This is a genomic window from Nocardioides sp. CPCC 205120, assembly GCF_048654585.1.
In the GTDB taxonomy this organism is placed as follows: domain Bacteria; phylum Actinomycetota; class Actinomycetes; order Propionibacteriales; family Nocardioidaceae; genus Nocardioides.
Map to the genome: position 1 here is coordinate 116,961 of NZ_JBMCYY010000003.1, position 23,502 is coordinate 140,462.

Annotated in this window: 25 protein-coding genes; 15 read left to right on the top strand and 10 right to left on the bottom strand. The window is 76.1% G+C overall.

The window, feature by feature from the left end:
• Nucleotides 1-5: 5 nt before the first annotated feature.
• The 6 genes from ACOACO_RS16365 (at nt 6) to ACOACO_RS16390 (ending at nt 5,392) form a co-directional block, all read left to right on the top strand.
• On the top strand, nt 6-575 hold the full coding sequence (locus tag ACOACO_RS16365; RefSeq protein WP_420297355.1) for a HutD family protein: 570 nt from the start codon (nt 6-8) through the stop codon (nt 573-575).
• Nucleotides 572-1,693, top strand: coding sequence for an FAD-dependent oxidoreductase (locus tag ACOACO_RS16370; RefSeq protein WP_420297356.1), 1,122 nt, complete (start codon nt 572-574; stop codon nt 1,691-1,693). The genes ACOACO_RS16365 and ACOACO_RS16370 overlap by 4 nt, the downstream gene beginning before the upstream one ends.
• Nucleotides 1,690-2,904 (top strand): allantoate amidohydrolase, encoded by a 1,215-nt coding sequence (locus tag ACOACO_RS16375; RefSeq protein WP_420297357.1) that lies wholly within the window; start codon nt 1,690-1,692, stop codon nt 2,902-2,904. The genes ACOACO_RS16370 and ACOACO_RS16375 overlap by 4 nt, the downstream gene beginning before the upstream one ends.
• A gap of 29 nt (nt 2,905-2,933) precedes the next feature.
• Nucleotides 2,934-3,599: a helix-turn-helix domain-containing protein gene (locus ACOACO_RS16380; protein ID WP_420297358.1), complete on the top strand. Its 666-nt coding sequence runs from the start codon at nt 2,934-2,936 to the stop codon at nt 3,597-3,599.
• Nucleotides 3,600-3,625: 26 nt separating this feature from the next.
• A complete protein-coding gene (yidD, locus tag ACOACO_RS16385) occupies nt 3,626-4,057 on the top strand; it encodes a membrane protein insertion efficiency factor YidD (protein ID WP_420297359.1) in 432 nt (143 codons plus the stop codon).
• A gap of 162 nt (nt 4,058-4,219) precedes the next feature.
• On the top strand, nt 4,220-5,392 hold the full coding sequence (locus ACOACO_RS16390) for an ice-binding family protein (protein ID WP_420297360.1): 1,173 nt from the start codon (nt 4,220-4,222) through the stop codon (nt 5,390-5,392).
• An 18-nt stretch (nt 5,393-5,410) separates the two neighbouring features.
• Here ACOACO_RS16390 and ACOACO_RS16395 read toward each other — a convergent pair whose 3' ends face one another.
• Together ACOACO_RS16395 and ACOACO_RS16400 are read right to left on the bottom strand one after the other, a co-directional pair.
• Complete coding sequence (locus ACOACO_RS16395; RefSeq protein ID WP_420297361.1) at nt 5,411-7,213, bottom strand: DUF429 domain-containing protein; 1,803 nt, start codon at nt 7,211-7,213, stop codon at nt 5,411-5,413.
• A 5-nt stretch (nt 7,214-7,218) separates the two neighbouring features.
• Nucleotides 7,219-7,683 (bottom strand): DedA family protein, encoded by a 465-nt coding sequence (locus tag ACOACO_RS16400; protein ID WP_420297362.1) that lies wholly within the window; start codon nt 7,681-7,683, stop codon nt 7,219-7,221.
• Between the two features lie 103 nt (nt 7,684-7,786).
• Between ACOACO_RS16400 and ACOACO_RS16405 the strand changes: the two genes are divergently transcribed.
• Nucleotides 7,787-8,644, top strand: a complete 858-nt coding sequence (locus ACOACO_RS16405; protein ID WP_420297363.1) for a hypothetical protein — start codon at nt 7,787-7,789, stop codon at nt 8,642-8,644.
• Between the two features lie 42 nt (nt 8,645-8,686).
• Here the strand turns inward: ACOACO_RS16405 and ACOACO_RS16410 are convergent, their stop codons facing one another.
• Nucleotides 8,687-9,460 carry a FadR/GntR family transcriptional regulator gene (locus ACOACO_RS16410; protein ID WP_420297364.1) on the bottom strand — a complete coding sequence of 258 codons (774 nt, stop codon included), beginning with the start codon at nt 9,458-9,460 and terminating at the stop codon, nt 8,687-8,689.
• 145 nt (nt 9,461-9,605) lie between these two features.
• Here ACOACO_RS16410 and ACOACO_RS16415 point away from each other — a divergent pair, with 145 nt between their 5' ends.
• Together ACOACO_RS16415 and ACOACO_RS16420 are read left to right on the top strand one after the other, a co-directional pair.
• The gene (locus tag ACOACO_RS16415) at nt 9,606-10,166 is read left to right on the top strand and encodes a gluconokinase (protein ID WP_420297365.1); all 561 of its coding nucleotides are present in this window, start codon (nt 9,606-9,608) and stop codon (nt 10,164-10,166) included.
• Nucleotides 10,167-10,216: 50 nt separating this feature from the next.
• Nucleotides 10,217-11,665 carry a GntP family permease gene (locus tag ACOACO_RS16420; RefSeq protein ID WP_420297779.1) on the top strand — a complete coding sequence of 483 codons (1,449 nt, stop codon included), beginning with the start codon at nt 10,217-10,219 and terminating at the stop codon, nt 11,663-11,665.
• Here ACOACO_RS16420 and ACOACO_RS16425 read toward each other — a convergent pair.
• Nucleotides 11,662-12,282 carry a mismatch-specific DNA-glycosylase gene (locus ACOACO_RS16425; RefSeq protein ID WP_420297366.1) on the bottom strand — a complete coding sequence of 207 codons (621 nt, stop codon included), beginning with the start codon at nt 12,280-12,282 and terminating at the stop codon, nt 11,662-11,664. The genes ACOACO_RS16420 and ACOACO_RS16425 overlap by 4 nt on opposite strands.
• A 151-nt stretch (nt 12,283-12,433) precedes the next feature.
• Here ACOACO_RS16425 and ACOACO_RS16430 point away from each other — a divergent pair, with 151 nt between their 5' ends.
• The 4 genes from ACOACO_RS16430 (at nt 12,434) to ACOACO_RS16445 (ending at nt 16,197) form a co-directional block, all read left to right on the top strand.
• Nucleotides 12,434-13,456 carry an ABC transporter ATP-binding protein gene (locus ACOACO_RS16430; protein ID WP_420297367.1) on the top strand — a complete coding sequence of 341 codons (1,023 nt, stop codon included), beginning with the start codon at nt 12,434-12,436 and terminating at the stop codon, nt 13,454-13,456.
• 2 nt (nt 13,457-13,458) lie between these two features.
• Nucleotides 13,459-14,280, top strand: coding sequence for an ABC transporter permease (locus ACOACO_RS16435; RefSeq protein ID WP_420297368.1), 822 nt, complete (start codon nt 13,459-13,461; stop codon nt 14,278-14,280).
• 94 nt (nt 14,281-14,374) lie between these two features.
• The gene (locus tag ACOACO_RS16440; RefSeq protein ID WP_420297369.1) at nt 14,375-15,577 is read left to right on the top strand and encodes a sensor histidine kinase; all 1,203 of its coding nucleotides are present in this window, start codon (nt 14,375-14,377) and stop codon (nt 15,575-15,577) included.
• Complete coding sequence (locus tag ACOACO_RS16445) at nt 15,574-16,197, top strand: response regulator (RefSeq protein WP_420297370.1); 624 nt, start codon at nt 15,574-15,576, stop codon at nt 16,195-16,197. Before ACOACO_RS16440 ends, ACOACO_RS16445 begins: the two co-directional genes overlap by 4 nt.
• A gap of 13 nt (nt 16,198-16,210) precedes the next feature.
• Here ACOACO_RS16445 and ACOACO_RS16450 read toward each other — a convergent pair whose 3' ends face one another.
• Nucleotides 16,211-17,398, bottom strand: coding sequence for a phosphodiester glycosidase family protein (locus ACOACO_RS16450; protein WP_420297371.1), 1,188 nt, complete (start codon nt 17,396-17,398; stop codon nt 16,211-16,213).
• A gap of 69 nt (nt 17,399-17,467) precedes the next feature.
• Between ACOACO_RS16450 and ACOACO_RS16455 the strand changes: the two genes are divergently transcribed.
• Nucleotides 17,468-18,520, top strand: a complete 1,053-nt coding sequence (locus ACOACO_RS16455; RefSeq protein WP_420297372.1) for a glycosyltransferase family 2 protein — start codon at nt 17,468-17,470, stop codon at nt 18,518-18,520.
• Between the two features lie 35 nt (nt 18,521-18,555).
• Here ACOACO_RS16455 and ACOACO_RS16460 read toward each other — a convergent pair whose 3' ends face one another.
• The 5 genes from ACOACO_RS16460 to ACOACO_RS16480 all read right to left on the bottom strand — a co-directional run bounded on the left by ACOACO_RS16460 (nt 18,556) and on the right by ACOACO_RS16480 (nt 22,771).
• Nucleotides 18,556-19,401 (bottom strand): ABC transporter ATP-binding protein, encoded by an 846-nt coding sequence (locus ACOACO_RS16460; protein WP_420297373.1) that lies wholly within the window; start codon nt 19,399-19,401, stop codon nt 18,556-18,558.
• The gene (locus ACOACO_RS16465; protein ID WP_420297374.1) at nt 19,394-20,293 is read right to left on the bottom strand and encodes an ABC transporter permease; all 900 of its coding nucleotides are present in this window, start codon (nt 20,291-20,293) and stop codon (nt 19,394-19,396) included. Before ACOACO_RS16465 ends, ACOACO_RS16460 begins: the two co-directional genes overlap by 8 nt.
• 166 nt (nt 20,294-20,459) lie before the next feature.
• Nucleotides 20,460-21,347 (bottom strand): hypothetical protein, encoded by an 888-nt coding sequence (locus ACOACO_RS16470; RefSeq protein ID WP_420297375.1) that lies wholly within the window; start codon nt 21,345-21,347, stop codon nt 20,460-20,462.
• Between the two features lie 45 nt (nt 21,348-21,392).
• Nucleotides 21,393-21,899 carry a GNAT family N-acetyltransferase gene (locus ACOACO_RS16475; protein WP_420297376.1) on the bottom strand — a complete coding sequence of 169 codons (507 nt, stop codon included), beginning with the start codon at nt 21,897-21,899 and terminating at the stop codon, nt 21,393-21,395.
• A 50-nt stretch (nt 21,900-21,949) separates the two neighbouring features.
• Nucleotides 21,950-22,771: an endonuclease/exonuclease/phosphatase family protein gene (locus ACOACO_RS16480; protein ID WP_420297377.1), complete on the bottom strand. Its 822-nt coding sequence runs from the start codon at nt 22,769-22,771 to the stop codon at nt 21,950-21,952.
• Nucleotides 22,772-22,807: 36 nt separating this feature from the next.
• Between ACOACO_RS16480 and ACOACO_RS16485 the strand changes: the two genes are divergently transcribed.
• Nucleotides 22,808-23,488 carry an alpha/beta fold hydrolase gene (locus ACOACO_RS16485; RefSeq protein ID WP_420297378.1) on the top strand — a complete coding sequence of 227 codons (681 nt, stop codon included), beginning with the start codon at nt 22,808-22,810 and terminating at the stop codon, nt 23,486-23,488.
• Nucleotides 23,489-23,502: the final 14 nt, after the last annotated feature.

Below are 23,502 nucleotides of genomic sequence, written 5' to 3' on the forward strand. Positions count from 1 at the left end.
GGGTCGTGGACCCGGCGGACCTCCCGGCGGTCCCGTGGCGCAACGGGGCGGGGACGACCCGTGCGCTGCGCCACGACCCCGCGGCGGGCTGGCGGGTGAGCGTGGCCGCCGTACCGGGCCCCGCCCCGTGGTCGCCGATGCCGGGGACGCACCGCTGGTCCTGCGTGGTGGCGGGGGAGGGGCTGGACCTCGTCGTCGACGGGCGTGCCGTCGCGGCGCCGCCCGCCACGGTGGTGTCCCACCCCGGCGACGTGGCGGTCCACGGCCGGCCGCGGGCCGGCCCGGTCGCGAACCTCAACCTGGTGCTCCGGCGGGGTGGGGGGACCGGGAGGATGCGGGTCCGGACCGCGGGCACCCGGTTGGCCTGGGACGGGGGCGCGGTCGCGCTGTGGGTGCTGGCGGGGGACCTGTGCGTCGACGGTGCCGCGGTGGGGCCCGGCCGGGTGCTGCTGCCGGAGGGGGAGGGCGTCGTCGCGACGGTGGGAGGCGGGTCGTGCGTGGTGGTGGAGGTCGCGGTGCGGGCACCGGGGCCGGTCGAGGAGCAACCTGACGTGAGGACGGGAGGGCGACGGTGACGTCGTACGTGGTGGTGGGGGCGGGGCTCGCGGGCTCGGCGACGGCGTGGGAGCTGGCGCGGCGGGGCGAGGACGTGGTGCTCGTGGAGCGCTCCGTGCCCGCCAACGAGCACGGCAGCTCGCACGGCTCGGCGCGGATCTTCCGCTACGGCTACCCGGACCCGTTCTACACGGGCCTGGTCGTGCGGGCCCGGGAGGCGTGGGACGAGCTGGAGGCGCTCGCCGGGCAGCGGCTCGTCGCGCCGACCGGTTCGCTCGACCACGGCGCCGAGCGCGACCCGGCCGGGCTGGCGGCGGTGCTGGCGGGGGCGGGGGTCGAGCACGAGCTGCTGGACCCCGCCGCGGCCGCGGAGCGCTGGCCGGGCCTGCTCTTCGACTCGCCCGTGCTGTGGCACCCGGGGGCGGGCGTCATCGACGCCGAGGCCTCGGTGCTGGCCATGGCCAGGCTCGCGGAGGAGTCGGGGGCGACGGTGCTGACGGGCTGGCCGGTCGCCCGCGTGGTGCGCGACGGCGCCGGCTTCCAGGTGCTGGCCGAGGACGGCGCGGAGCTGCGGGCCGACCACGTGGTCGTCAGCGCCGGCGGTTGGCTTCCCGACCTGCTCCACGCCCTGCCCGGGTCGCTCGCGCGCCGGGTGCCCCCGCTGCAGGTGCGCCAGGAGCAGGCGTTCCACTTCCCCTACCGCGACGCGGCCCCTGCTCCGCACTGGCCGACGTTCATCCACAAGACCGCGCGGATCCAGGTCTACGGGCTCCCCGGTGGCCGTGACGCGGACTTCCGCGGCCAGAAGGTCGCGGAGTACAACGGCGGGCGGGTGGTGCCGTCGGCCGCGGTCGCCGACGGGGTCGTCGACCCTGCGAACCGCACGCGGGTCGTCGCCTACGTGGAGCAGCACCTGCCGGGCCTCGTGCCCGAGCCGTACGCCGAGACCACCTGCCTCTTCACGAGCACGCCCGACGAGCACTTCGTCGTCGACGGCGCGGACGGGATCACGGTGGTCTCGCCCTGCTCGGGCCACGGCGCCAAGTTCGCCCCGCTCGTCGGCCGGATCGCGGCGGACGCCGCCACGGGCGCCGCGGTGCCCCCGGCCCCCTTCCGGCTCGCGGCGGTGGCCGCGTGAGCGTCACCGGGCTGCTCGCCGAGGTCGCCGACGTCGGTCGCGACGCCACCCGCGGGGGCTACTCCCGCTTCGTCTACGACCACGCCGAGCTGACGCTGCGCGAGTGGTTCACCGAGCAGGCCGAGCGCCGCTCGATGGAGGTGGAGACCGACCGCAACGGGGCGCTGTGGGCGTGGCGCCACGGCAGCGGGGGGTCGGTCGCACCGGGCGCCGTGGTCACGGGCAGCCACCTCGACTCGGTGCCGGGCGGTGGGGCGTACGACGGCCCGCTCGGCGTCGCCTCCGCGCTCGCGGCGGTGGACCTGCTCGACGCGCGCGGCGTCCGCCCCGCGCGTCCCCTCGCCGTCGTCGCGTTCCCGGAGGAGGAGGGCGCCCGGTTCGGCGTCGCCTGCCTGGGCTCGCGGCTGCTCGCGGGCGCCATCGACCCCGACCGTGCGCGGGGCCTGCGCGACGCGGAGGGTCGCACCTTCGCCGAGGTCGCCGCGGCGGCCGGGCTCGACGTCGCCCACGTCGGACCGGACCCCGCGCGGCTCGCCGGCATCGGCGCGTTCGTCGAGCTGCACGTCGAGCAGGGCCGCGGCCTCGCCGACCTCGACCGGCCGGTGGCGGTGGCCTCGTCGGTGCTGGGCCACGGGCGCTGGCGCCTCGTCGTCGAGGGGGAGGGCAACCACGCCGGCACGACGCTCATGGCGGACCGCCGCGACCCGCTCGTCGCCGCGGCGGCCGTGGTGCTCGCCGTGCGCGAGGTCGCCCGCCGGTACGACGACGCCCGCGCCACCGTGGGCCGCCTGCAGCCCGTGCCCGGCGGCACCAACGTCATCGCCTCGCGGGTCGACCTCTGGCTCGACGCCCGGCACCCCGACGACGCGGTCACCGCCGCGCTCGTCGCGGACGTGCGCCGGCGCGCGCAGGAGCTGGCCGCGGCGGAGGGATGCACCGTGTCGCTGGTGGAGGAGTCGTACGGCGGCACCGTCCACTTCGACGCGGCGCTGCGCGACCGGCTGCTCGGGGTGCTCCCGGGGGCGCCGGTGCTCGCGACGGGCGCCGGCCACGACGCCGGGGTGCTGGCCTCCGCCGTACCGACCGCCATGCTCTTCACCCGCAACCCGACCGGCGTCTCCCACTCGCCGCACGAGCACGTCGAGGACGCCGACGCCGAGGCGGGCGCCGTCGCGCTCGCGGACGTGCTCACCGACCTGCTGGGCGCGTGAGCGGCGGCGCCGTCTCCTAGGGTTCACCCATGTCCACCCCCGAGGGCGGCGGCGACGCGCCGCTGCTGCGCAACCTCGCCGGCACGGCCCGCGAGCGCCACCCCTCCGAGCCGCTCGAGCAGCTCGAGCTGGAGGAGGCGATCGCGCGGAACGTGCGGAGCCTGCGCAGCCAGCACGGGCTGTCGGTGGGCGACATGGCGGAGCGGGTGGGCATCTCGAAGGCGATGCTGAGCAAGATCGAGAACGCCCAGACCTCCTGCAGCCTCTCGACGCTCGCGCGGCTCGCCGTGGGCCTCGACGTGCCCGTCACGTCGCTGTTCCGCGGCGCCGACGCGGAGCGGCCGGCCGCCTTCGTGGCCCGCGGCACCGGTGCGCGGATCGTGCGGGCCGGCACGAAGGAGGGCCACGAGTACGAGCTGCTCGGCTCGCTGCGGGGGGAGCACAAGCGGCTGGAGTGCCTCCACGTGACCCTGACGGAGGAGAGCGAGACCTACCCGCTCTTCCAGCACCCGGGCACCGAGTTCATCTACGTGCTCGAGGGCGTCATGGACTACTCCCACTCGCGCACGGTCTACCGTCTGCACCCGGGTGACTCGTTGCAGATGGACGGCGAGGGTGCCCACGGGCCGGTGGAGCTGGTGGAGCTGCCGATCCGGTTCTTGTCGGTCATCGCGTTCCCCGAGGCGGACCTGTGACGTCCCCCGGGGCCTGAGGGGGAGACATGGGTGTGCGGGAGAACCTGCGGGCGCGGCGCCACCGGCGGCGGCACGACCCGGTGCGTCGCCAGCGTCGGGAGCGCCGGAAGAAGCGGCGCGACGACTGCCTGGACTGCGGCGACTGCGGCTGCGCCTCGCTCGACTGCCTGAGCCTGATGACGGTGACCGTGCTGCTCCGGGTGGTGCTCGGCGCGCTCGCCCCGGGCGCCGTCGACCCGCACACCCCGCGCCCGCGCTCGTGGGGCGCCCGTGCCGCCGCCCGGGGGGTGCGGTCCTACCAGATCCACGTCTCGGCCCGCCGGGCCGCGCCGGTGTGCAACCTGTCGCCGTCGTGCTCGCGCTACGGCCTGCAGGCGCTTTCCGCGCACGGCCTGCTGCGCGGGGGCGTGCTGGTGGGGCGTCGCCTCGCCGCGTGCCGCGCCGCCGGGCGCGCCTGAGGTCGGGCGGGGTCGCGCGCACCTGCGGGGAGCACGCACCCGCCCGCGAATAGCACGTGCCCGTCGGCGGGGAATAGCGACCCGGCCTGCCGACCCGTACGGTGGGTGGAGTCACAGTGTGTGATGTCGTCTCCGCGATACGGAGAATTTTGGGGGGCTTCCATGAGGAGCCAGACCGCTCGCCGCCACGGACCGATCAGCCGGTCCTCCATCCTCGCCGTCGTCGGGAGCGGGGTGGTCGTCGCCGTCGGCGCCCTCGCCCTCACCTTCCCGACGCAGCCGGCCCACGCCGTGGGCACCTCGATCGACCTCGGGACGGCCACGTCGTACTCCGTGCTGGGGGGACAGTCGGTCTCCAACACCGGCCCCAGCGTCCTCGCCGGCGACCTGGGCGTCAGCCCCGGTGACGCCGTGACCGGGTTCCCGCCCGGCCAGGTCGGCGGCGCGACCCACCGGGGCGACGCCGCGGCCCTCCAGGCCCAGCGCGACCTCGTGACGGCGTACGACGACGCCGCCGGGCAGCCGTCGGACGCCACCATCGGCGCCGACATCGGCGGCCTGGTGCTCGCGCCCGGGGTCTACCGGGCCCCCAGCGCCACCGCCATCACGGGCACGCTGACGCTGGACGCCCAGGGTGACCCCGACGCGGTGTTCATCTTCCAGGTCGGATCGGCGTTGACGACCGCACCGAGCAGCACGGTCTCGCTGGTGAACGGCGCGCGCGGCTGCAACGTGTTCTGGCAGATCGGCAGCAGCGCGACCCTCGACACGGACACCACCTTCGTGGGCACCGTGATGGCCCTGACCTCCGTGACGCTGGCGACCCGGGCGACGATCGACGGGCGCGCCCTGGCCCGCAACGGCTCGGTCACCCTCGACACCAACACGCTCGTGGCCGGCACGTGCGCCGCCGGACCCACCACCGGACCCACCACCGGCCCGACGACCGGCCCCACCACCGGCCCGACGGACGGTCCCACCACGGGCCCCACCGCCGGCCCGACGGGCGGTCCGACCACCGGTCCGACGGACGGTCCCACCACGGGTCCCACGACGGGTCCCGGCGACGGTTCGAGCACCGGCCCCTCGGGTCCGTCGACCTCCCCGGGCCCCGACGGCCCGACCGGTCCGGGTGACTCCACCCCGCCCGCCGGTGGTGGCTTCCCGCCCGCTGACGGGGGTGGCCCCCCGGGGTCGGACACGCCCCTGCCGAACACGGGGTTCCCGCTCGACGGCCCGCTGGTCGTCGCCGCAGGGGCCGCGCTGCTCACCGGCCTCCTGCTGATCGTGCTCGGCGCCCGCCGGCCCCGGACCCCGACCCACCGGACGGCGTAGCCCACCCGGGCCCGGGGTTCAGGCCCCGGGCTCGGCCCGCTCGCCGAGCCCGCCGAGCTTCGCCAGCCGCGAGGTCAGCAGGTCGACGCGGTGCGCGTTGCCGGCGAGCGCGACGTACCGCTCGCCGTACGCCGCCAGCAGGTCGTCGTCGAGGCGCCGCACCGCGCCCGCGGGGTAGCGGTAGCCCATGCGCCGTGTGACGGCCTCGGAGTCGACGGCGGCCATCGTCTCGGCCAGGTCGACGGCGGAGGTGATCCCCAGCTCGGCGAGCAGGCCCGCGATCCACTCGTAGTGGTCGGTGCGGGACCAGCCGGCGCCGGGGTAGCGCCCGGCCAGATACGCCGCGAGGTCGCCCGCCGTGAGCCGGTGGCGGTCCGGGCCCTCCGCGGTGCCGGGCCACACGCCGCTCGCCGCGCCGCCCGCGACCTGGTCGCCGCGCAGCTGGTCGCGGATGGTCGAGAACTCGCGGTCGGCCAGCTCGAGGAGGCCCGCCGCCAGGGTGAAGCGCCGGTCGAGCTCGGAGGCGTGCTCGGGCGGCACCTCGCCCTTGTAGCGGATGTCGTGCTCGAACTCCGCCCACGCGTGCTGCAGCGCGGTGCGGATCTGCACCTCGATGATGCGCCCGCCGAGGGAGTCCACCGACGGGTCGGGCTCCTCGGAGGTGTCCGCCGACGGCAGCGTGAGGTCGAGGTGGCGGCTCGAGTAGCCCCACCGCCCGGCCCGCGCGGTCTCGAGGCCCTTGTCGCGGTCGCCCAGCACCTGCAGCTCGTCGGAGAGCACCTCCGCGACGGCCTCGACGTCGCTGGCCAGGTAGGTCACGACGCGCACGCCGATCTGGTCGGCCATCTCGCTCAGCGGGTCCTCGTAGCGCTGCCGGCCCTCCTCGGCGGAGGCCGCCTTCGCGGCGAAGGAGGCCACCGACTTCGCCCGCGCGGTCACCGACAGGTAGTTGATGCCGGCGTCGTCGAGCGCGGCGCGCACCAGTGACAGGGCCTGGTCGGTGGCCCGCTGGGTCGTCGGCAGGAGCGCGGCGTACGCCTCGACGGCCCGCTCGCGGGCGCGCTCGGTGCGGCTGGGGCGCGGCGCGGGAACGAGGCCCTCGGGCAGCGTGGGCGTGACGATCGCGCCGGAGCGGGGCTCGCCGTACGTCGTGAGGCGCTCCGGCTCGCGGACGGCGAGGAGCGCGACGTACGCGCACACGACGGCGTCCAGCTGGTCCTCCGCGACCCGCAGCTCCGACTTGCGGGTGGCCTGCTCGACGAGGGTGACGAGCGACTCCCACACGGGGCGCCGGCTCAGCAGCAGGGGGGTGCGGGCCCGGGCGAGCTTCTCCAGCTCCTCGGTCAGCCGCAGCATCTCCGAGCGCATCTGGGCGAAGGTGCGGTCGCGGCGCTGCTTGTACTTCAGCGTGCGGCCCAGGCGGAACAGCGCGACGGTCGCGGCGTGCGGGTAGACCTCCACCGCCCGCCGGCGCGCCCCCGGGTCGAGGTCGAGGCCCCACCGCTCGGCCAGGCGCGCGGCGCGCGGGCCGTCGGCGAACTCGGGCTTCTGGCGGTTCGTGGGGTGCGTGCCCGCCTCGAAGGCCCGGAAGTCGGCGTTGAGCGCCTGCTCCGCGGGACGGGTGCCGGTGGCGTTCGCGACGACGAGCGGCGCGTCGAAGGCGACGACGCAGTCCCCGTCGAGGTACGGCGTGACCTCCGCCGTGATCTCGGCGTCCGTGGTGACCGTCGCGGCGCGCAGGAGCCGTCCGCGGTCGTCGAGGACGGCGACGCCCGTGGGACGCCGCTCCCCCCACGCGAGGTCGACGCCGACGAGGTGCACGGGGCTCAGCCTGCCAGGTCCCGCCGCCAGCGGCGGCGCACGACGCGGGCGACGACCACCGCGAGCGCCACGACGGCCAGGGCGACGAGCAGCAGCCAGGGGTGCCCGCCCCACACCGCGGAGAGCACCGCGAGGCCGACCGTCACGTAGATCGTGGCCCACAGGGCGGCGCCCACGGCCAGTGCGGGCAGGTAGCGCGCGAGCGGCATGCGCAGCACGCCCGCCGCGGCGTTGACCGCGGTCTGCACGCCGACGGTGAGGAAGCACAGCGTCACCGCGGGCGCGCCGAAGCGCTCCACCACCCGCTCGGCACGCGCCACCTCGGGCCGGGCGAGGAACCGCGCCGCCCGGTCGTGGCGGGCCGAGGCGCCCCGCACACCGCGTCCGAGGGCGTACGTCGCGCCGCCCCGCAGCGTCGCGACCGCCCACAGGAAGGCGAAGGCGGCGGCCACGGGCCAGTCGTCGTGCACGGGCTCATTCAACCCCGCCGGGCCACGCCGACCGCGGGCGGAGGGTGCCCCGGGCGCCCGGGCGCCCGGGCCGCGGTTGGTCCGGCGGGCATACTCGACCTCGATGCCGGACGAGAACACACAGACCACCCCACGGCTCGATCTCGACTGGGTCAAGCTGGTCGCCGGGGCCCTCGCCGCCGTCTCCTCGGCCTTCCTGCTCTCGACCCTCGGTGCGGTCGGGACGCTGCTCGGCGCTGCCCTGGGCAGCGTCATCGCCTCGGTGAGCGCGAGCCTCTACTCCGCGTCGCTGGAGCGCAGCCGCCAGAAGGTGCTCGCGGTGCAGGTGCCCCTGCGGCGGCGCGAGCCGGGTGACCCGGACTCGACCCTCGTGCTCGACGTCCCCGCCCAGGACGTCGCCGCGGGCGACCCGCCGGGACCGCCCGCCGACGAGACCGCCCGCGTGCAGCGGGTCGGGGACGGCGGGCCCGACGGCGCCGACGCGACCGACGGGGCGAGCGACGGCGCCGGCGACCCGGCCGGGGGAGCCCGGCGCTCGCTGCTGTCCTCGCTGCCGTGGAGGCGGGTCGGTCTCTGGGCCGCGGGCCTGTTCCTCGCCGCCCTCCTCGTGCTGACCGTCATCGAGCTGGTCGTGGGCCGCTCGGCCTCGCAGATCACCGGGGGCTCCGACGGGTCGTCGGGCACCTCGCTGTCCCAGCTCGGTGGCGGCTCGTCGTCGCAGGACGAGGACCAGGACGACCCGGCGCCCGGCGCCCCCGGGACGCGGGAGCCGTCCGGCACGTCGACGTCGGAGCCCACCTCCGACTCCTCGGACCAGCCGTCGGAGGACCCGACGAGCACCTCCACGAGCGACGAGCCGACGAGCGAGCCCACCGCGACCGGCAGCGCGACGGGCGCCCCGTCGGCCACCGCTCCGCCCACCCGTCCGGCCGTGCCGAGCGCACCCGCCACCGGCGGCTGACCGCCCCGCCGACCACCCGCCGACCACCCGCGGCGCTCGCCGTCAGCGACGATCCGACGGGTCCTCGGGGGCCTCGGCGAGGGCCTCCTGCGCCTGCTGGGCCTCGGTGATGATGCGGCGCATCGCGTCCTCGGCCACCGCCGGCTCGCCCCGCCGCACCGCCCGGGCCACCTCGGCGTGCCACTCGATGGCCTCGGGGTTGGGGTCCGCCGGCATGAGGTGGTGGTGGGTGCGCCCGGCGAGGACCTCGCCGACGACGTCGGCGAGCGCGGCGTACATCTCGTTGCCCGACGCCGCCAGCATCGTCGTGTGGAAGACCTGGTCGGCCGCGAGGTAGGCGTCGAGGTCCCGCGCCCGCGCGTGCACCGTCATGTCGGAGACCGCCGACGCCATGCGCGCCGCCTGCTCGGCGGTGGCGCGCCGGGCGGCCAGCGCCGCCGCCGCCGGCTCGAACCCCGCCCGGAGCTCGCTGAGCGAGCGCAGCTGCGCGTCCCGCTCCGCGCCGTCGAGGCGCCAGCGGATCAGCCGCGGGTCGAACACGTTCCAGGCGGTCCGCTCGCTCACGGTGATGCCGACGCGACGCCGCGACGTCACCAGGCCCATGGCGCCCAGCACCTGCACCGCCTCGCGCGAGACCGAGCGGGACACGCCGTACGTCGCGTCCACGCCCTCGAGCGTCAGCACCGTGCCCGGCGGCAGGTCGCCGGCCACGATGCGGTGGCCCAGCGCGTCGAGCACGTCCTCGCGCCGGCGCCCGGCAGCGGTCGACGGGGTGGTCGACGGGGTGGTCGACGGGGTGCCCGGGAGATTCGGCACCGGCGCCTCCTCCTAAAGATCAGATTTATCGGCGTGACGGGGTTGTAAACAGCAGACGAATCATTCCACACTGGCTCGGCACCGATGTGATGCCGCGCACAACCCGTGCGGGACGCCCGGGAGCGCGTGGACGAGGGAGCCGCTGATGACCGATCCGACCCACCCGGGGGCGCCGCCCCTCGTCGTCGTGATGGGGGTGTCCGGCTCCGGCAAGTCCACCGTCGGCGCGGCCCTCGGCCAGCGGCTCCGCGTGCCCTTCGGCGACGCGGACGACTTCCACCCGCCCGCCAACATCGCGAAGATGTCGGCCGGCCACGCGCTCGACGACACGGACCGCGAGCCGTGGCTCGAGGCCATCGGGGCCTGGCTCGCCGAGCGCGCCGGGGCCCGCGGCGGCGTCGTCACCTGCTCCGCGCTCAAGCGGGCCTACCGTGACCGCATCCGCGAGAGCGCCCCCACCGCCGTGTTCGTCCACCTGGCCGGCACCCGCGAGGTCATCGCGGCGCGCCAGGCGAGCCGGCCCGGCCACTTCATGCCCGCCTCGCTGCTCGACTCGCAGTTCGCGACGCTCGAGGACCTCGAGCCCGACGAGGCCGGCTTCGTCGTCGATGTGCGGCTGTCCGTCGACGACCTCGTCGACGCCGCGGCGGCGCGGCTCGCCGTACCCACCCCCGACCCGTCCCACGAGGAGGAGCAGGACCGATGAACGCACTTCCCCTTCCCTCGGTCGAGGGGCTGCTGGCGGCCGTGCGCCCGATGGCGACCGGCGACCTCGTGCAACCGGTGAACGGCGGCGCCCAGCTCGTCATCGGCGGTCTCGCCGGCATCGCGGTCGTCGTGGTGCTCGTCGCGGTCGCCAAGCTCCACCCGTTCCTCGCGCTGGTCCTCGGCGGGTTCACCGTCGGCGCGATCGCGGTGGTCGGCTCCGACGCGGAGGTCGACGGCGGGAGGTACGACTTCCAGCACGTCGTGACCGTCTTCAGCACCGGCTTCGGCAACACGACCGCCAGCGTCGGCCTGCTCATCGCGCTCGGCGCCATGTTCGCGAAGCTGCTGGCCGACTCGGGCGGCGCCGACCAGGTCGTCGACACGATCGTGGGGCGCGCCTCGCCCCGGGCGCTGCCGTGGGCGATGGCGGGCGTGGGCGCCCTCATCGGCCTGCCGATGTTCTTCGAGATCGGGCTCGTCCTGCTGATGCCCGTGATCTACCTCGTCGCGCGGCGCGCCCAGATCTCCCTCGTCGCGATCGGCATCCCGACGCTCGCCGGCCTGTCGGCGATGCACGCCCTCGTGCCGCCGCACCCGGGCCCGCTGCTGGCGATCGACAACCTCGGTGCCGACCTCGGCATCACCCTCGGCCTCGGCGTGCTGCTGGCGATCCCGGTCGTCATCGTCGCCGGCCCGCTGTTCGGCATCCTCGCCGCCCGCTGGGTGCCGGTGGCCGCGCCGAGCGACGTCGACTCGCCCGTGTCGGTCGGCGGCCGTTCCGGCGGCGTCACCGGCGGCGGCGACGCGAAGGAGGCCGACGGCGGCGTGCGGCGTCCCGGGTTCGCGACGACGGTCGCCACCGTGCTGCTGCCCGTGCTGCTGATGATGGGCAAGGCGCTGGCCGACGTGCTGCTCGAGGAGGGCAACGGCGTGCGCACCGTGCTCGACCTGCTGGGCACCCCGTTCGTCGCGCTGCTCATCGCGGTGCTGGTGGCGATGTGGACCTTCGGCTTCGGGCTCGGCTGGAGCGCGGGCGAGGTCGGCAAGAGCGTCGAGAGCTCGCTGCCCGGCGTGGCCGGCATCCTGCTCATCGTCGCCGCGGGCGGTGGCTTCAAGGAGGTGCTGGTCTCGACCGGCATCGGCACGCTACTGGCCGAGTGGGCGCAGGACGCGAACGTCTCCGTGATGCTGCTGGCCTGGGTGCTCGCGGTGCTCATCCGCCTGGCGACCGGCTCGGCGACCATCGCGACCGTCACCGCGTCCTCGCTGATGGCGGGGCTCGTCGACGGGCTGAGCTCCGGCGAGGTCTCCCTCATGGTGCTGGCGATCGGCTCGGGCTCGGTGTTCTTCTCGCACCTCAACGACGCCGGGTTCTGGCTGGTGAAGGAGTACTTCCGCCTCGACGTGCCCCAGACCATCAAGACGTGGTCGGCGATGGAGACCGTCCTGTCGGTCACCGGCCTCGTGCTGGTGCTCGGGCTCGACCTGGTGATCTAGGCGCCGGGCTGCGGGGGCTCGTCGGCGACGACCCCCGCGGCCCGGGCGGCCTCGCCGTACGCCACCGCGAGGCTCGCGACCGTCTCGTGCGCGTTCAGCCCGCTGGGGTTCGGCACGACCCAGACCTCGCTGGCCCCCCACGGCTCCGGCTGGCGACCGGCGGTGGCCTTCGGCAGGCCGAACGCGCCCCGGTACGCCGTGATCCCCGCGACCGCGACCACCCGCGGGCGCCGCTCCTCGACGAGCGCGCGCAGGCGCTCCCCGCCCTCGCGCAGCTCGGCGCGCGTCAGCTCGTCGGCCCGGGCGCTGGCGCGGCGCACGACGTTGGTGATGCCGATGCCCCGCTCGCGCAGGTGGGCCCGGTCGTCGTCGGTCATGCCGTCGGCGGGGTTGATGGGGCGCGTGATGATCCCGGCGCGCAGCAGCGCCGGGTAGAACCGGTTGACCGGGTGCGCGAAGTGCGTCTGCGTCGCGGCCGTCCACAGCCCGGGGTTGATGCCGACGAACAGCAGCCGCAGCGGCGGGTCGTCCGGCCCCGGCAGGAGGTCGGGCACCGTGGCTCCGTTGAACGACTCGAGCTCGGCGCGGGTGAAGCGGGTACGGCGGGGCTGCGGCACCCCGCGAGCCTGCCACACCCCCGGTACGGCGGACCCGGGCGCCGAGCCGGGCCGGGCCATGACAGATGTCATCCCCGACCCGTGAGCTCCGCGGGCGGACCGGTGACGCCGTGCACTGCCGCCGGGGCGCCGGCGGGCGGAGGGTGGAGCCATGACCACGACACCGACGTCTGCGAACACCCCCGGGGAGGCAGCCGTGCGCAGCACCCCCGCGTCCGACGACCCGTCCGACAACGCGATCACGGTGCGCGGCCTCGTGCGCCGCTACGGCCGCGGCGCCGACGCCTTCGAGGCGGTCCGCGGTCTCGACCTGGACGTGCGCCGCGGGTCGGTGACGGCCCTGCTGGGCACGAACGGCGCCGGCAAGACCTCGACGCTCGAGGTCGTCGAGGGCCTGGCCCGCGCCACCGAGGGCGAGGTGCGGGTGCTCGGCCTCGACCCCGTCCGCGACCGCGCGGAGGTGCGCCGCCGCACCGGCGTGCTGCTGCAGAGCAGCGGCTTCTCCGGCGACCTCACCGTCCTCGAGACGGCCCGCATGTGGCACTCCACCCTCAGCGCGCCGCGCCCGGTCGACGAGGCGCTGGGCATGCTCGACCTCGCCGGCCGCGCCGACGTCAAGGTCCGCTCGCTGTCCGGCGGCGAGCGCCGCCGCCTCGACCTGGCCTGCACCCTCATGGGCCGCCCCGAGCTCGTGCTCCTCGACGAGCCGACCACCGGCCTCGACCCGGAGAGCCGCCGCGAGGTCTGGCGCCTGGTGCGCGGGCTGCGGGCCGCCGGCGCCACCGTCGTCATCACGACCCACTACCTCGACGAGGCGGAGGCGCTGGCCGACCGGCTCGAGATCATGCACGCCGGGCGCATCGTGCGCAGCGGCACCGCCGGCGAGATCGCCGCCGGCCACCCCTCCACCATCACCTTCGACCGCCTCGAGCGGGCGCTGCCGGACCTGCCGGGCGGCCAGCCCGACCCCTCGTCGTACGGCGAGCCCCGCACCGTCCTGCACACCGTCGACCTCCAGGTCACCCTCACGGCGCTCCTCGACTGGGCGCGCGCCGAGGGCGTGCGCCTCGACGCGCTCGACGCCCGCACCGCCAGCCTGGAGTCCGTCTTCCTCGCCATCGCGGACGGCGCGACGCCCGCCGGCGCCCCGACCGACCTCCCGAAGGGAGCCTGACCATGTCCTCGACCACCCCGCTCGCGTCCCTCGACCTGACGCCGGCCCCGGCCGACGCCCCGAAGGTCGGCCCGACGCGCCGCCTGGTCGGCCTGGCCCGCGCCAACGCGCTGCTGCTGACGCGCAACCGGATGACGCTGTCCTACGCCCTCCTCCTGCCGCTGCTGCCGCTCTCCTTCCTGCTGGCGGGCGACCGCGGCGACACCACTGCCGGGACGACCGCGATGAGCAGCGTGCTGATGCTCGGCGCGCTCTTCCCGGTCTTCTACAACCTGCTGTCCCTCGTCGTGACCCGTCGCGACGAGCTCGTGCTCAAGCGGCTGCGCACCGGTGAGGCGCGCGACGGCGAGATCCTGCTGTCGATGGCGCTGCCGGGCGTCGTGGCGTTCGTGCTCATCTCCGCCGTGGCCACGGTCGCGCTCGTCGCCCTCGGCCAGCCGGCCCCCGCCAACCCCGTGGTCGCGATCGCCGCGGTCGTGCTGGGCGCCGCCGCCTTCGCCGGGCTCGCCTTCTGGACCGCCGCCTGGACCCGCAACGCCGAGGCCGCGCAGCTCACCTCGATGCCCGTCATCCTCATCGCCGTGGTCGGCAACCTCCGCGCCGTCTTCCCGGAGCGGCTGCAGCCGTTCGTCGACCTGACACCGGGCGCCGCGCTCGACGCGCTCGCCCGCGCCGGCTGGTTCGGCCTCGACGTCGAGGGCGCCGACCTCTCCTTCGCGGAGACGTTCTCGGCCGCCGCCCAGCCGCTGCTCGTGCTGGCCGCCTGGACCGCCCTCGCGGTCTGGCTGACCCTGCGCACGATGCGCTGGGAGCCGCGCGCCTGAGGCGACGCGCGTACGACGTGGTGCCGGGCCTCCTCGGGGGAGGGGCCCGGCACCGCCTGCGTCCGCCGGACCGGGTGGGGAGAGGATGAGCGCCATGGGGCGGTGGAACGGGTTCTGGACCCGGCGGACGGACGTCGAGCGGGTCGAGCTCTACACCCGCTGGTCGTTCTACCTCATCGTGTGGTGGATGAACCTCAGCCTCGTCGCGACGGCGGTCGGGGCGTCGGACTACACCCTGCTCGCGCTGCCCCAGCTGGTGGTGACCCTCCTGCTGTCGATCGCGGCCACGGCCGGCATCGGCGCCGTGCTCGACGTCCACCCGGACGAGCCGCTCCACGACCCGCGGGCGCGGGTCGCCGTCGTGGTGGTCCCGGTGCTGGCCGTGCTCGTGCTGGCGGTCTCGGCCTGGCTGCCGCTCGAGGGGCGCGCGGCCGCGACCGGCGTCGCCTTCTCCTCCACGGCGTGGGTCGTCGGTGGTGTCCGCAACCGGGTCGTCATGACCGTCGTCCCCGCCGTCCTGGCCCTCGGGGGCCTCCTGGTCCTGCCGGAGCGCCACGTCTCGGTGCTGGTGTTCTTCCTCGTCTACGCCTTGTTCGTCTTCACGGTGCGGGTGTCGCTGTGGCTGCTCGGCGTCGTGCGCGAGCTCGACGTCGGCCGGGTCGCCCAGAGCGAGCTGGCCGTGGCCGAGGAGCGGCTGCGGTTCTCCCGTGACGTGCACGACGTGCTGGGCCGCCACCTGTCGACGATCGCGGTCCAGGCCGAGCTCGCCGCCACCTTGGCGCAGCGCGGCGACGAGCGCGCGGCGGCGACGATGCTCGACGTACGGGCCGCGGCCCACGACGCGCTGCGGGAGGCGCGGGCCCTGGCGCGCGGCTACCGCCCGACCGACCTCGCGGCCGAGCTGCGCGGCGCCCGCTCCCTCCTCACTGCGGCGGGGATCCGCTGCGAGGTCGCCGTCGACGAGGTGCCCGAGGAGTGGCACGAGGCGGCCGGGTGGGTGATCCGCGAGGCAGTCACGAACGTGCTGCGCCACTCGTCGGCGAGCCGCGTGCTGGTGCGGTGGACGTCGGGCGAGCTGCTGGTGGAGAACGACGGGGCGGGAGCGACCACGACCGCCACCGGGACGGCGCCCGGGAACGAGGGCGCCGTCGGCTCGGGCCTGATCGGGCTGGCCGAGCGCCTGCAGCCCCTGGGCGCCGAGCTCGACGCCCGGCGCGACGACGACTGCTTCCGGGTGCGCGTGCGCTTCCCGGCCCGACGGACGGGCGCCCCGGCGCCGGAGAGGGTGGAGGCGTGACGATCCGCGTGCTGCTGGCCGACGACGAGAACCTCATCCGCGAGGCGCTCGCGCAGATGCTCGGGCTGGAGGACGACCTCGAGGTCGTCGCCCAGGCCGCGAGCGGGGGCGAGGCCCTCGCGGTCGCCCTCAAGGTGCAGCCCGACGTCGCCGTGCTCGACCTGCAGATGCCGGGCCGTGACGGCGGCGGGCTCGACGGCATCGAGGTCGCCGAGGAGCTGGGTTCCCGCCTCCCGGGCTGCGCCTGCATCATCGTCACCAGCCACGGCCGGCCCGGGCACCTCAAGCGGGCTCTGGCCGCCGGCGTACGGGGGTTCCTGCCCAAGACCAGCTCGGCCGCCACCCTGGCCGAGGTGGTGCGCACGGCGCACCGCGGCGGCCGCCACGTCGACCCCGAGCTGGCCGCCGAGGCGATCAGCGCCGGCGACAGCCCGCTCACCCCGCGCGAGTCCGACGTGCTCGAGCTCGCGGCCGACGGGGCGCCGGTGGAGGAGATCGCCCGGCGCGCGGCGCTGTCGCCCGGCACGGTGCGCAACTACCTCTCCAGCGCCGTCACCAAGCTGGGCGCGGCCAACCGCCACGACGCCTGCGCGACCGCGCGCCGGATGGGCTGGATCTGACCGGGGCCGGGCCTCAGCCCCGCGGCACCAGCGCGATCCCGTTCGGGATCGCCCGCATGCCCCCGTCCGAGGGCCGGTTGGCCAGCCGCAGCCGCCCGGCCACGTGGGCGAGCATCGTCGTGGACCCACCGCCGTCGAGGTTGAGCGCGTCCTCGGCGCCGATGCGCGTCGCGATGGTGGCCATCTCGTAGTGGGTGGCGCCCCGGCTGCGGCTGGAGCGCCCGTCGACGACGATGAGGAACAGGCGGTTGGCGTGCCGGTCGTAGGCGATGCTCGTGCGGGGCGCGAGCGTGGTGTTCGAGCGGTTGACCACGACGCCGTCCTTCGCGAGCAGCCCGCTGCCGCCGACCGCGACCGCCGGGTTGCCCGCGACCGCGGCGCGCGGGGTGACCACCCGCCCGTACGGCATCGCCAGCAGCTGGCTCGCCGCGTCGCCGCGCGCGACGAGCACGAAGCCGTCCGGCGGCATGCTGCGCCGGTTCGTCGGCGCGTTGAGCACGACCCGGCCCCGGGAGATCACGGCGGTGCGCACGTCGCGGTCGCCGCCGGTGAGCGCGGCCGCGTCGACGACCGGGCCCCAGCGGGTGTTGTAGACGCCGACGGAGTGGTCGGCGACGGTGGGGGAGTTGACCCCGGACACCCGGACGGTCGGGAACTCGGCGAGGCGCGCCTGCAGGTCGAGCGGGCCGATGCCGACGCGGCCCGTGCGGGTCATGAAGAACGCGTGGTTCCAGCCCGCGTCGGGGCCGTGCAGGACCCCGCGGGACCGCGAGATCCCGAAGCCGCGGGGCGCGCCGGTGCCCGCGACGTCGAAGAAGTCGCCGTTGACGGCGGCGACGGCGCCGCCCGAGAGCCGGTCGAGGGTGGCGCGCTGGGCGACGCGGTGGGTCGAGGTGTTCTCCACGCCGACGCTCGTCGCGGAGAGGTTGACGGTGATGACCTGGCCGGTGAGCCGGCCGCGGTCGTCGGCGTAGCCGAGGGCGTGCAGCGACACGCCCCGGGCCAGCATCTGCCCGTTCACGAGCCGGAGCGGCTCGGCGGCGGCCGCGGCGCGGCGTACCTCGGAGGGAGCGGTGGAGGAGGCGGTGGAGGAGGCGGTGGAGGAGAGCGGGGAGGGGGCGGCGGACACGGGAGCAGGCGCGGCGCCGACGGCGAGCAGGAGGAGGCTCGCGCCGGCCACCGCGGTGCGGCGGGAGGGCATGGGCCCACGGTAGGGGCGCGGGCCCGTGGCGCGCGGCCCGTCGGGTGAACGGTGCGTAAGATCGCCGCGATGCGCCCGACCCCTCCTCCCGCGACCGACCCCGCCGAGCTCGACGTCGACCCCGCCTGGGGCGTCCTCCCGCCCGTGTCGGTGGTGATGCCGGTGCTCGAGGAGGAGCCCTACCTCGCCGACTCGGTGGCGCGGGTGCTGGAGCAGGAGTACGCCGGGGAGCTCGAGGTCGTGCTCGCCGTCGGTCCCTCGCAGGACCGCACCGAGGAGATCGCGGCCGAGATCGCGGCGGCCGACCCGCGGGTGCGCGTCGTGCCCAACCCGAGCGGCTACACCCCGCAGGCGCTCAACGCCGCCCTCGCCGCGTCGAGCCACCCCTACGTCGTGCGCGTCGACGCCCACGGCTTCCTGCCGCCCGACTACGTGCGCCGCGTCGTCGCGCTGCTGGAGTCGACGGGCGCCGCGAACGTGGGCGGGCGGATGCACGTCGAGGGCGAGGACGACTTCGGCCGCGCCGTCGCCGTCGCGATGAGCTCGCGGCTCGGCATCGGTGGCTCCCGCTTCCACGTCGGCGGGGAGCCCGGGCCGGCGGAGACCGTCTACCTGGGGGCGTTCCGGCGCGACGTGCTGGAGCGGCTCGGGGGGTACGACGAGCGCTACCGCCGCGCCCAGGACTGGGAGCTCAACCACCGCATCCGCGCCGCCGGCGAGACCGTGTGGTTCGACCCGTCGATCGCCGTGACCTACCGCCCCCGCCGCACGGTGCGGGCGCTCGCGAAGCAGTTCCACGGCTCGGGGCGCTGGCGGCGCCGCGTCGTGGGGCACTACCCGGAGACGGCGTCGGTGCGCTACCTCGCGCCACCGGTGGTGACGGCCGCCGTCGCCGTCGGCGCGGTCGCCGGCGTGCTGGGGGAGGTCACCGGCTCGCGGCTGCTGCGGGCGGGCTGGCTCGCCCCGCTGGGGTACGCCGGCGCGGTCGCCGTCGCCTCGGTGCCCGAGGGCCGCGACCTGCCGCCCCGCGCCCGCGCCTGGCTGCCGGTCGTCATCGCCACCATGCACCTGTCCTGGGGCGCCGGCTTCCTGCGCGACGTCGAGCGCGAGCACCGGGCCTGAGGTCCGGGCCTGAGGTCCGGGCTCGCCGGGGCGGCCTACTTCTTGGCCGCCTCGACCTTCTTGCGCTGGGTCTCCATGTAGGCCTCGATGACCTCGTCGGGGTCGCCGTCGGCGCGCAGGACTCCGGAGTCGAGCCACAGCACGCGGTCGCACGTCTCCTTGATCGTGCCCATCGAGTGGCTGACGAGCAGCACCGTGCCGGCGCGCTCGCGGATCTCGTCGATGCGGCGCTGCGAGCGGGCCTTGAACGAGGCGTCGCCGGTGGCGAGCGCCTCGTCGATCATGAGGATGTCGGGGGAGGCGGCGGTCGAGATCGCGAACCGCAGGCGCGCGCCCATGCCGGAGGAGTAGGCCTCCATCGGCAGGCGCACGAACTCGCCGATGTCGGCGAACTCGACGACCTCGTCGTAGTGCTGCGCCACCTCGTCGGGCTTCAGGCCGAGGGCCAGGCAGCCGAGGATGATGTTGCGCTCGCCCGAGAGGTTCTTGATGAGCGCCCCGGAGACGCCGAGCAGGGAGGCGACACCGTCGGTGTAGATCGCGCCGCTGCTCACCGGCATGGCGCCGGCGACGGCGCGCAGCAGCGTCGACTTGCCGGAGCCGTTGTGACCGATGAGGCCGATCGACTCACCGTGGTGGGCGACGAACGAGACGCCCTTCACGGCGTGCACCATGTCGACGGCACCGACGCCCTGGGTGAAGCCCTGGGCCCAGCCGGGCAGGCGGGAGCTGCGGGTGCGGCGCTTGCCGCCGTACGTCTTGTACTTCAGGTGCACGTCGTCGACGACGAGCACCGGCCGGCCCCGGTCGGGGGTGCCGGGGGCGCTGGAGGCGCCGGTCGTCTCGGGCACGGGAGCGGGGGTGGGGGTCGCGTCAGCCACGGCCGTACTTCGCCTCCGCCCGCCAGAAGAACAGGAAGCCGACCAGCAGCGTGCCGAACGCCCAGGCCGCGGCGGCGATCCACAGCGACGCCGACGGCTCGGCCTCGACCATGAGGCAGGTGCGGGCGAGCTGCAGGTAGACGGCGACGGGCTGGTACTCCAGCACCGTGCCGAGCAGCCCGGAGCCCGCGTACGAGGTGATGGAGAAGAACACCCCGGAGAAGTACATGAGCGCGCGCATCGCGAAGGGGATGAGGTTCGCGACGTCGCGGACCTCCACCACGAGCCGCGCCAGCAGGAACGCCATGCCCGTGCCCCACAGGTGCATGAGGGCCACCGCCCCCGGCAGCGCGAGCCACCACCACCGGAACGGTTCACCGGAGAGCGGCATCAGCACCAGCAGCACCACGATGGCGGGCAGGAACGCGATGAGCTCGGTCAGCACCGTCGAGATCGGCAGCAGCGCCCGGGGGAACTGCAGCGAGTTCACCAGCCCGGTGTTGCCGACCACGGCCTTCGAGCCGAGGGTGATGGCGCGCGTGACGAACTGGAAGAAGAAGACGCCGACGAGCAGGTAGGCGATGTAGTTCTCGATGCCCCGGTCGGTCTTCAGCACGTAGCCGAAGATCGTCAGGTAGACCGCCGCGTTGATGAGCGGGTTGAGGATGTTCCACGCCTGGCCGAGGTAGCTGCCCTGGTTCTGGCTGTAGGCCTGCGAGCGCGCCAGCACGAACGCGAAGTGGCGCCGCTCGAGCAGGCTCTTCAGGTACGTCCCGAGCCCGGGACGGCCGCCGACCTGGCGCAGGCCGTGCCGCTCCGCGATCTCCTTCAGCGAGAGCCCGACCTCCTCGGGGAGGCGGCCCTGCTGGTCGGCGACCGGCTCGGCGCTCACGCGCGGCCCTCACGGCGGCGGGTCATGCGGGTGCTCCTCGGGACGGTGCGGGGGACTGCGGGGGGTCGTCTGCTCGCGCTGCGAGCATCCCGCAGAGTAGCGCGTGGGGCCCGCGCGTCCGAGTCGCGGCCCGCCCGCGTGCCCCCCGGCGTGCCCACCCGCGCGCTCACCCGCAGGCGATCGAGCCGAGGCGCGCGAGCCCCTCGAGGTCGCCGGGCCCGAACTCGGTCTGGCCCGTGTTCTCGGCGTGCATGAGCTCGCTGGGGTCGTCGACGTGACCCAGCCCGACGAGGTGGGCGAACTCGTGGTCGACGATGGCCTGGCGCTGCTCGGCGCCGCCCGGCTGGTCCTCGATCGCCGCGAAGTCCTCCCGGTCGAGCACGACGATCCCGCTCGCGTAGCCCCACCGTCCGGCCACCTGCACCCGCGAGCTGCCCCCGATCCCGGCCACGTCGCCCTCGAGGTCGTCGACCTCGTCCTCCTCGGCCCACATCACCAGGGACGGCTCGGGGTTGCCCGCGGGGTCCAGGCCGCGGTCGTCGATCTCGCGGTCGTCGGTCTCGCCCACCACCTCGAGGTCGAGCCCGGTCGCGCCCTCGATGGTGGCGACCGCCCGGTCGACGAGCGCGCGGTGGTCGTCGGGCGCGCCCTCGGGGTTCACGACGATGCGGACCGTCGAGCACGGGTCGTAGCCGACCGGCTCGTCGCTGCCGTCCTGCGTCGCGGCGAAGGCGTAGGTGCCCTGCCCGGGCTCGTAGTCGGCGCCCTCGCCGTACCGCTCCAGACCCAGCGCGGCCCGCAGCGGCGCGGCGGCCGGGGCCACGGCGAGGGTGGCCACGACGAGGAGCGCGACGACGATGCCGGCCGGCACCGCGCCGCGCAGGGTCAGCCCGCCGCCGCGCCCGCGCCGCGGGGGTGGCGGGGAGTACGGCGACGCCCCGAGCCCGTAGTGCTCGTCCAGGCGGTCCAGCGCCTCGAGGCGGCGGAGCATCTCCTTCTCCCACCGCGCCCGCTCGCGCCGTTCGCGGCGCCCCTCGCGTCCCGTCCCACCCACCGCGTCATCATCCCTGCTGCCCGGTGGCGACGGGCGGGAACGGCCTCAGAGCGCCCGGGTGAGGAAGACGCTGAGCGGGTCGGGCGCGTAGTCGCCGAACGGCGGGCACTCGACGAACCCGTGGCGGGCGTAGAGCGCCCGCGCCGGGGCGAAGAACGGCTCGGTGCCCGTCTCCAGGCTCACCCGGGTGAGGCCGAGGTCGCGGGCGAGGTCGAGCACGTGCAGCAGCAGCGCCGTACCCGTGCCGGAGCGGACGCGGGTGGGGTCGGTCCGCATCGACTTCAGCTCGCCGTGGGTGGCGTCGAGGCGCTTCAGGGCCACGACCCCGAGCAGCGCGCCGCCGGCGTCGCGGGCGGTGAGGAAGGTGACCTCGGGGCGGCGCAGCGCGTCGAGGTCGAGGGCGTGCACCGACTCCGGCGGCGACACCGCGTGCATCTCCTCGAGGTGGCCGCGCAGCAGGGCGACGACGTCGGGCGCGGCGACGTCGGGCTCGGCTGCGATGACGGGCGGGGCGTGGGGCCGGCTGGGGGGCGGGGTCGTGGGCTCGGGCACGCCGGGAGGCTAGCGGCCCCCGGGGCGGCGCGGCCGGTCCCGCCGGGGGGTCAGGCCCCCGCGAGCACGACCCGCACCGCGAGGTGGTCGCTGTCGGCCACCCGCCGGGTCGCGGCCGCGGTGACGGCGACCGCGCCCGCCGGGTCGTCGACGAGCACGTGGTCGAGCTGCACCCGCGGCCGCGGCGCGGGGTGGGTCGGCTCCCGCAGGGCCGGTGCCATGCCCGCAGGGCCCACCACGAGCCGTCCGGGCAGGTTGAGGTCGCCGAGCAGCAGCAGCGGCCGGGGCAGGTCGCTGCACCAGCGCACCACCTCGCGCAGCTGGTCCCGGGCGCGCAGCGGGCTGAAGGACAGGTGCGTCGTCACCACGCTCACCTCCCGCGTCGGCGTCGCGACCACCGCCGCGACCGCCACCCGCGGCTCGTCGGGCACCCACAGCACGCGCCGACCCGCTCCGGGTGGCAGCGGCACCGGCAGCCGCACCCGCGAGGGCCCCAGCCGCAGCTCGCGCCAGTGGGTGACGGGGTGCCGCGAGAGCAGTGCGACGCCGTACGACGGCTCGCCGGGCCGGTCGTGCGCGTCGTCCCCGGCCGGGCGGAAGGTCGACGCCGAGCCCGGCGTGCCGTGCACCGCCGCCGCGAACCGCGCGTGCCAGGGCGGTCCGTCGCCGCGCAGCGTCTCGGCCAGCGCCGCCGTCTGGTCGACCGCGCCGCTGCGGGGGAGCAGGTGGTCGACCTCCTGCACGGCGAGCACGTCGACGCCGAGCGCCGCGGCCGCGGTGGCCCACCGGCCCCAGCTCGCCGCGTCGACCACGCCCCGCCGGTCCCGTCCGCTCGCCGCGTTGGCGGTCGCGACGGCGAGGAGGGGCGGCACGGCGCCCACGGTACGACCGGCGGGGTACCGGCGGCGGTGGACGAGACGAGCGAGCCGCTGCCGCGCGTGGTCGTGGTGCCGGGCCTGGGCCTCGACGCCCGGTCGTGGGCGCCGGTGGGGGAGCGGCTGGGGTGGCCGCTGGCCGTGCGCACCCTGCCGGGGTACGGGCTCCCCGTGCCGCGGGGCACCGACCTCGCGCCCGCCGCCCTCGCCGCGGGGGTGGTCGAGGCGCTCGGAGGCCCGGGGAACGGCCCGCCCGTCGTGCTGGCCGCCCACTCGTCGGGCTGCCAGGTCGCGGCGCACGCCGCGCGGCTCGCGCCCGACCGGGTGGCGGCCCTCGTGCTGGTCGGACCGACGACCGACCCCCGGGCGCGGGGCTGGCCCGCCCTGGTGCGGCGGTGGCTCGCGACCGCCGCGCGCGAGGACCCGCGCCAGGTGCCGGGGCTGGCGCGGCAGTACCGCCGTACCGGCCTGGGGTCCATGACCCGCACCATGGACGCCGCGCGCCGCGACGACCTGCCGGCCACCCTGACGCAGGTGACGTGCCCGGTGCTGGTCGTGCGGGGCCCGCACGACCGGATCTGCCCGGCCGACTGGGCGGCCGGCCTGGGACGGCCCGTCACGCTGCCGCGCGGCGCGCACATGGTGGTCTCGACGCACGGGGCCGACGTGGCCGACGCCGTGGTCGGCTTCCTCACCGAGGAGCGGCTCGCCTGACGGCATGATGAGCG

What these genes read in the sequence shown, in the direction of transcription:
- ACOACO_RS16380 (WP_420297358.1), top strand. Translation starts at nt 2,934, where the DNA reads ATGTCCACCCCCGAGGGCGGCGGCGACGCGCCGCTGCTGCGCAACCTC.
- yidD (WP_420297359.1), top strand. Translation starts at nt 3,626, where the DNA reads ATGGGTGTGCGGGAGAACCTGCGGGCGCGGCGCCACCGGCGGCGGCAC.
- ACOACO_RS16390 (WP_420297360.1), top strand. Translation starts at nt 4,220, where the DNA reads ATGAGGAGCCAGACCGCTCGCCGCCACGGACCGATCAGCCGGTCCTCC.
- ACOACO_RS16405 (WP_420297363.1), top strand. Translation starts at nt 7,787, where the DNA reads ATGCCGGACGAGAACACACAGACCACCCCACGGCTCGATCTCGACTGG.
- ACOACO_RS16415 (WP_420297365.1), top strand. Translation starts at nt 9,606, where the DNA reads ATGACCGATCCGACCCACCCGGGGGCGCCGCCCCTCGTCGTCGTGATG.
- ACOACO_RS16420 (WP_420297779.1), top strand. Translation starts at nt 10,217, where the DNA reads ATGGCGACCGGCGACCTCGTGCAACCGGTGAACGGCGGCGCCCAGCTC.
- ACOACO_RS16430 (WP_420297367.1), top strand. Translation starts at nt 12,434, where the DNA reads ATGACCACGACACCGACGTCTGCGAACACCCCCGGGGAGGCAGCCGTG.
- ACOACO_RS16435 (WP_420297368.1), top strand. Translation starts at nt 13,459, where the DNA reads ATGTCCTCGACCACCCCGCTCGCGTCCCTCGACCTGACGCCGGCCCCG.
- ACOACO_RS16440 (WP_420297369.1), top strand. Translation starts at nt 14,375, where the DNA reads ATGGGGCGGTGGAACGGGTTCTGGACCCGGCGGACGGACGTCGAGCGG.
- ACOACO_RS16450 (WP_420297371.1), bottom strand. Translation starts at nt 17,398, where the DNA reads ATGCCCTCCCGCCGCACCGCGGTGGCCGGCGCGAGCCTCCTCCTGCTC.
- ACOACO_RS16455 (WP_420297372.1), top strand. Translation starts at nt 17,468, where the DNA reads ATGCGCCCGACCCCTCCTCCCGCGACCGACCCCGCCGAGCTCGACGTC.